The following is a 4,966-nucleotide window of genomic DNA, read 5'->3' as shown; positions in this document are numbered from 1 at the left end:
ATGCCAGTCACGGTCACGCGGGCGTCGCCGTCCTTCAGGGCGGTGACAGTACCCACGTTGAAGACCGTTTCGCCGCCCTCACGCAGGATGTCGGTGGCTTCGGCGGCCTTGTCGGCCGGAACCACGACGACCATGCCGAGGCCGACGTTGAAGGTGCGCGCCATCTCGTACGGGGCGATGCCACCGGTCTTCATCAGCCAGGAGAAGACGGGGGGCAGGGTCCAGGTCGAGGCATCGAGCGCGACACCCAGCCCATCCGGCAGGACGCGCGGAATGTTCTCGATCAGGCCGCCACCGGTGATGTGGGCCATGGCGCGGACCGTGCCGGCGCGGACCGCCTTCAGCGTGCTCTTCACATAGATGCGGGTCGGGGTCAGCAGCGCCTCGCCCAGCGTCTTCGAGTCATCCCACGGGCAGGCGGAGTCATAGCCGAGACCCGACTTCTCGACCAGCTTGCGCACCAGCGAATAGCCGTTGGAATGCACGCCGGTCGAGGCGAGGCCGAGGACCACGTCGCCCGTCTGGACGGCGGAACCGGTCAAGGCGTGCTGGCGTTCCACCGCGCCGACGGAGAAGCCGGCGAGATCGTAATCGCCTTCGGAATACATGCCCGGCATCTCGGCGGTCTCGCCGCCGACCAGCGCGCAGCCGGCCTGACGGCAGCCTTCGGCGATGCCGGCGACGATGTCGCGACCGGCGGCCACGTCCAGCTTGCCGGTGGCATAGTAATCGAGGAACAGCAGCGGCTCGGCGCCCTGGACCACCAGATCGTTGACGCACATGGCGACGAGGTCGATGCCGACCGTATCGTGACGGTTGGCGAGAATCGCCACCTTCAGCTTGGTGCCGACGCCGTCGGTCGTCGCGACCAGAAGCGGATCCTGGTAGCCGGCGGCGCGCAGATCGAACAGGGCGCCGAAACCGCCCAGGCCCGCGTCGGAGCCTGAACGCGCGGTGGAGCGGGCAAGCGGCTTGATCGCTTCGACAAGCGCGTTGCCCGCATCGATGTCCACACCGGCCTGCTTGTAGGCGTCGGACATGTTATAGGACTGGGTGCTGATGGTATCCTCGCTTGGGCTGAGCTATATACCGGGCCTTGGGCTCGGGCCGAACATACTCGAATCGGAAGGCTTTGCAATGCTCCACCGCCGCCGCGCGCCGCTCCTCGCCGGTCTTGCTGCCATGTCCACCGCTCTGGTCCTGACCATGACCGGGCCGGCGGGTGCGCAGACCGGTTCCCCGCCGCCGGCCGCCACCTCTGCCGCCATGCCGTCGGCCGCGGATCCCTTCGCCGTGTCCGGCGTCCGGGTCGATATCAACGGCAGCAATCCCACCACCGTGCGCGATCAGGCGATCCGCGAGGCGCAGGCCAAGGCCTGGGCGGAGCTGTATCGTCGCCTCGTCCCCACCGGCGGAAACCCGCCGCGGCTGTCGGACGGCGAGATTGCTAAGCTGGTGCAGGGCTTCGAGATCGACGAGGAGAAGGTGTCGGCCAGCCGCTATGTCGGCGCCATCACCGTTCGGTTCCGCCCCAACGCGGTGCGCGATGCGCTCGGCCAGAGCGGCGGTGCGGCCCAGTATGTCGAGCCGCCGTCACGGCCCTTCGTCATCCTGCCGGTGACCCTGACCGACGGGCGCACCATCCTGTGGCAGGACCGCACCCCCTGGCGCGCGGCGTGGGAAGCCCGTCAGCCCGCCGCTTCGCTGGTGCCGCTGGTCGTTCCCGACGGCGAGCTGTCCGATGCCCAGGCAATCAGCGGCGAGGACGCCCTCTCCGGCAACGCCGACGCGCTCGCCCGGATCGCCCAGGCTTACAAGGCGGGCGGAGTCGTCGTCGCCCGCACCGACTTGGCGGCGAACGGTCCCGATCCGGCCCGCGGCCTCACGGTGGATGTCACCCGCTACGGTCTGGACGGCACCCGCGAGAACCAGGCGGTGCAGGTGAAGGGCGGCGGTACCGCCGATGAATTGCTGACCCGCGCCGTTGCCGCGGTCGGCACCCAGGTCGACGAGTCGTGGAAGCGCGAGCACACCACCGCCACCGGTCCGGAGCAGAACACCCTCGTCCGCGTGCCGCTGACCGCGGTGAACGATTGGGTCGAAACCCGCAGGCGCCTGTCCGGCGTCAACGCGGTAACCCGCAACACCCTGATGTCGATCAGCCGCAGCGAGGCGCTGGTCACCCTGACCTATCGCGGCGCGCCCGAGCAGCTGGCCCAGGCGCTCGCCCGCCAGGATCTTGGATTCACCCAGGCCGCCGCTCCTGCCGCCGCCGCTTATCCGGGCGCGCCGCTGCCGGTACAGTCCGCCGATTGGCAGCTGACGCTGCTGCCGCGCGGGTCTGGTGCCGCTTCGGCCGGCGCGGTTCCGGGTGCCGCCACGCCGATGGCCGCCCCGACCTCGCTGGCGCCGTCGGCGCCGACAACTTCTCTGGCGCCGTCGGCACCGATGGAGCCAGCCGGCGTCGGGACCATGGGCGCCCCGCCGCGCAACCTGGGCACGCTGCCGGCCAAGAGCGCGCCGTGAGTGTTCCCAACATCATCACCTTCCTGCGCATCGTGGCGGTTCCCGCCGCGATGTACATGATCCTGACCGGCCGGATGGAGTGGGCCTTCGCCCTCTTCGTCGCGGCTGGCCTGTCCGATGCGCTGGACGGCGCCATCGCCCGAATGTTCCGTGCGCGTACGGTGCTGGGCGGCTATCTCGATCCCCTGGCCGACAAGGCCCTGATCGTCGGGGTGTATGTGGCGCTGGCCTGGGTCGGGACGATCCCGCTGTGGCTGGCGATGATGGTGGTGTTCCGCGACATCATGATCATCGGCGGCGTCATCCTGCTGTTCACGCTGAAGGAAACGCTGGCGATGCAGCCGCTCTACATCAGCAAGCTGAACACGGTGGTGCAGATCGCGCTCGCCGCCGCGGTGCTCGCGCCGCCGGCTTTGGGTCTGCCCGACGTCCACCTGTATGGTTGGGAACTGGTCGATGTGCTGGTGTACGCCTGTACGGTAACGACGGCGCTGTCCAGCGTGCTGTACGCCCGGCGTGGCGCGTTGCTGTTCAACCGGCTCGGCGGGCGTTCCGTGACGGCGGCCAAACAACTCCGCTTCTGGCTGATCGGGCTGGGGTTGTGCGTCCTGGCGCTGTGGCTGCTCTCGGACATGCTGCTGCCCTTCGTGGTCGGGCTGGCCATCGCCTATCTGCTCGATCCGGCGGTGGACAGGCTGGAGGCGGCGAGGCTGCCTCGCTGGCTCGGCACCACGCTGGTGCTGCTGGGATTCGTCCTGGTCATGGTGCTGATGGCGCTGCTGCTGCTGCCGCTGGTGCAGGGGCAGGTCTCCCACCTGCTGGAGGTTCTGCCGAACTATGCGACCCTGGCGAAGGAACGGCTGATCCCGGCGCTGAACCGCTTCATCCACCGCCTGCCGGCCGACGATGTCGAGCGGCTGCGCGCCGCCGCCGGCAACTACGCGGGTGAAGTCGCGGGGCTGGTCGGGCGAATCGTCACCCGCATCCTGTCGGGCGGGCTGGCGCTGTTCGACATCGTCACCCTGATGTTCATCACTCCCGTCGTCGCCTTCTATATGATGCGCGATTGGGACCTGATGGTGGACAAGGTCGATTCGTGGCTGCCGCGCCAGCATGCCGAGACGGTGCGCGAGCAGGCCCGCGAGGTGAACGTCACCCTGTCCGGCTTCGTGCGCGGGCAGGCGACGGTCTGCGTCGTGCTGGGTGTTTTCTACGCCCTGGCGCTGTCGGCGGCGGGGCTGGATTTCGGGCTGGTGATCGGTCTGATGGCCGGCCTGCTGTCCTTCATCCCCTATGTCGGCACCCTGTTCGGCTTCGTCGCCAGCACCGGTCTCGCCCTGCTGCAGTTCGACGAATTCTGGCGCGTCGCCATCGTCGTCGGCATCTTCCTGTTTGGACAGGCGGTGGAAGGCAATGTCCTGACGCCGAAGCTGGTCGGCGATAAGGTCGGGTTGCATGCGGTGTGGGTGATGTTCGCCCTGTTGGCCGGCGGCAGCCTGTTCGGATTTGTCGGCGTGCTGCTGGCGGTGCCGGTGGCCGCGGTGATCGGCGTGTTGACCCGCTTTGCCCTGCGCCAGTATCTCTCAAGCCCGTACTACCGCGGCACCGACGCGGAACGCTGATGGGTGTGTCCGCATGAGTTTGCCGGCGCAGATACCGCTCGATCTCGGGCACCGGACGGCGATGGGCTGCGAGGATTTCCTTGTGGCGCCCAGCAACGCCGACGCCGTGGCGTGGCTGGACCGCTGGCCGTCCTGGCCCGCACCGGCGCTGACGCTGTTCGGCCCGGCCGGCTGCGGCAAGACCCATCTGTCCCAGGTCTGGCGTGCCCGCAGCCATGCCGTGGTGACACGCGGCGATGCCCTCGAGTCGGGCATGGTGCCGTCCCTGCTGGAGCCGGCCAATGCCGTGGTGGTCGAGGATGCCGACATGGTCGCCGGCAGGCCCGAGCGGGAAGAGGCCCTGTTCCATCTCTACAACCTCGCCCGCGAACAGCGGGGCCATCTGTTGCTGCTGTCGCGCAAGGCGCCGTCGCGTTGGCGCACCCGGCTTCCCGATCTGCGGTCGCGAATCAAGGGCGCACCGGCGGTGGAGGTCCGGCCGCCCGACGACGCGCTGCTGGCCGCGGTGCTGGTCAAGCTGTTCGCAGACCGTCAGTTGCGGCCGGGGATGGAGGTCATCACCTATCTTTTGGCACGGATGGAGCGGTCGCTGGATTTCGCCCGCCGTCTGGTGGCGGCCCTGGACCATGCATCGCTTGCCGCCCATCGCGGCGTCACCGTACCTCTGGCGCGCGAGGTCCTTTCGGAACTGCAACGGACGCAACCGCGACGATCCGGCTCCAAAACGACCCTTTGAACACCGTTTAGGGAAGAGACGACCATGGATTTGGGTATCTCCGGGCGCCGCGCCATCGTCTGCGCCGCAGCAAGGGGCTGGG

At 68.7% G+C, this 4,966-nt stretch carries 4 protein-coding genes and 1 pseudogene; 4 read left to right on the top strand and 1 reads right to left on the bottom strand.

Going from position 1 to position 4,966, the window contains the following annotated elements; genetic code table 11:
• A partial coding sequence (gene purM / locus I71_RS07515; protein ID WP_042693394.1) for a phosphoribosylformylglycinamidine cyclo-ligase occupies window positions 1-1,040 on the bottom strand: 1,040 nt, incomplete at its 3' end.
• 142 nt (window positions 1,041-1,182) lie between these two features.
• Here purM and I71_RS07510 point away from each other — a divergent pair.
• The 4 genes and pseudogenes from I71_RS07510 to I71_RS07500 all read left to right on the top strand — a co-directional run bounded on the left by I71_RS07510 (window position 1,183) and on the right by I71_RS07500 (window position 4,884).
• On the top strand, window positions 1,183-2,526 hold the full coding sequence (locus I71_RS07510) for a DUF2066 domain-containing protein (RefSeq protein WP_244433698.1): 1,344 nt from the start codon (window positions 1,183-1,185) through the stop codon (window positions 2,524-2,526).
• Window positions 2,523-2,966 (top strand): annotated as a pseudogene (locus I71_RS40970) (CDP-alcohol phosphatidyltransferase family protein); the annotation flags it as partial. The gene I71_RS07510 and the pseudogene I71_RS40970, both read left to right, overlap by 4 nt.
• Before the next feature lie 114 nt (window positions 2,967-3,080).
• Window positions 3,081-4,148 (top strand): AI-2E family transporter, encoded by a 1,068-nt coding sequence (locus I71_RS07505; RefSeq protein ID WP_042693396.1) that lies wholly within the window; start codon window positions 3,081-3,083, stop codon window positions 4,146-4,148.
• A gap of 13 nt (window positions 4,149-4,161) precedes the next feature.
• Window positions 4,162-4,884, top strand: coding sequence for a DnaA ATPase domain-containing protein (locus I71_RS07500; RefSeq protein ID WP_042693390.1), 723 nt, complete (start codon window positions 4,162-4,164; stop codon window positions 4,882-4,884).
• The last annotated feature ends 82 nt before the right edge of the window (window positions 4,885-4,966 follow it).

It is taken from the genome of Azospirillum sp. B506 (assembly GCF_000333595.1).
Lineage (GTDB): Bacteria > Pseudomonadota > Alphaproteobacteria > Azospirillales > Azospirillaceae > Azospirillum.
Note: the sequence above shows the minus strand (reverse complement) of the source record. Positions and strands in the feature narration are given on the sequence as shown.

Bases quoted from the DNA above. Each gene is read 5' to 3' on its own strand.
- I71_RS07510 (WP_244433698.1), top strand. From the start codon at position 1,183: ATGTCCACCGCTCTGGTCCTGACCATGACCGGGCCGGCGGGTGCGCAG.
- I71_RS07500 (WP_042693390.1), top strand. From the start codon at position 4,162: ATGAGTTTGCCGGCGCAGATACCGCTCGATCTCGGGCACCGGACGGCG.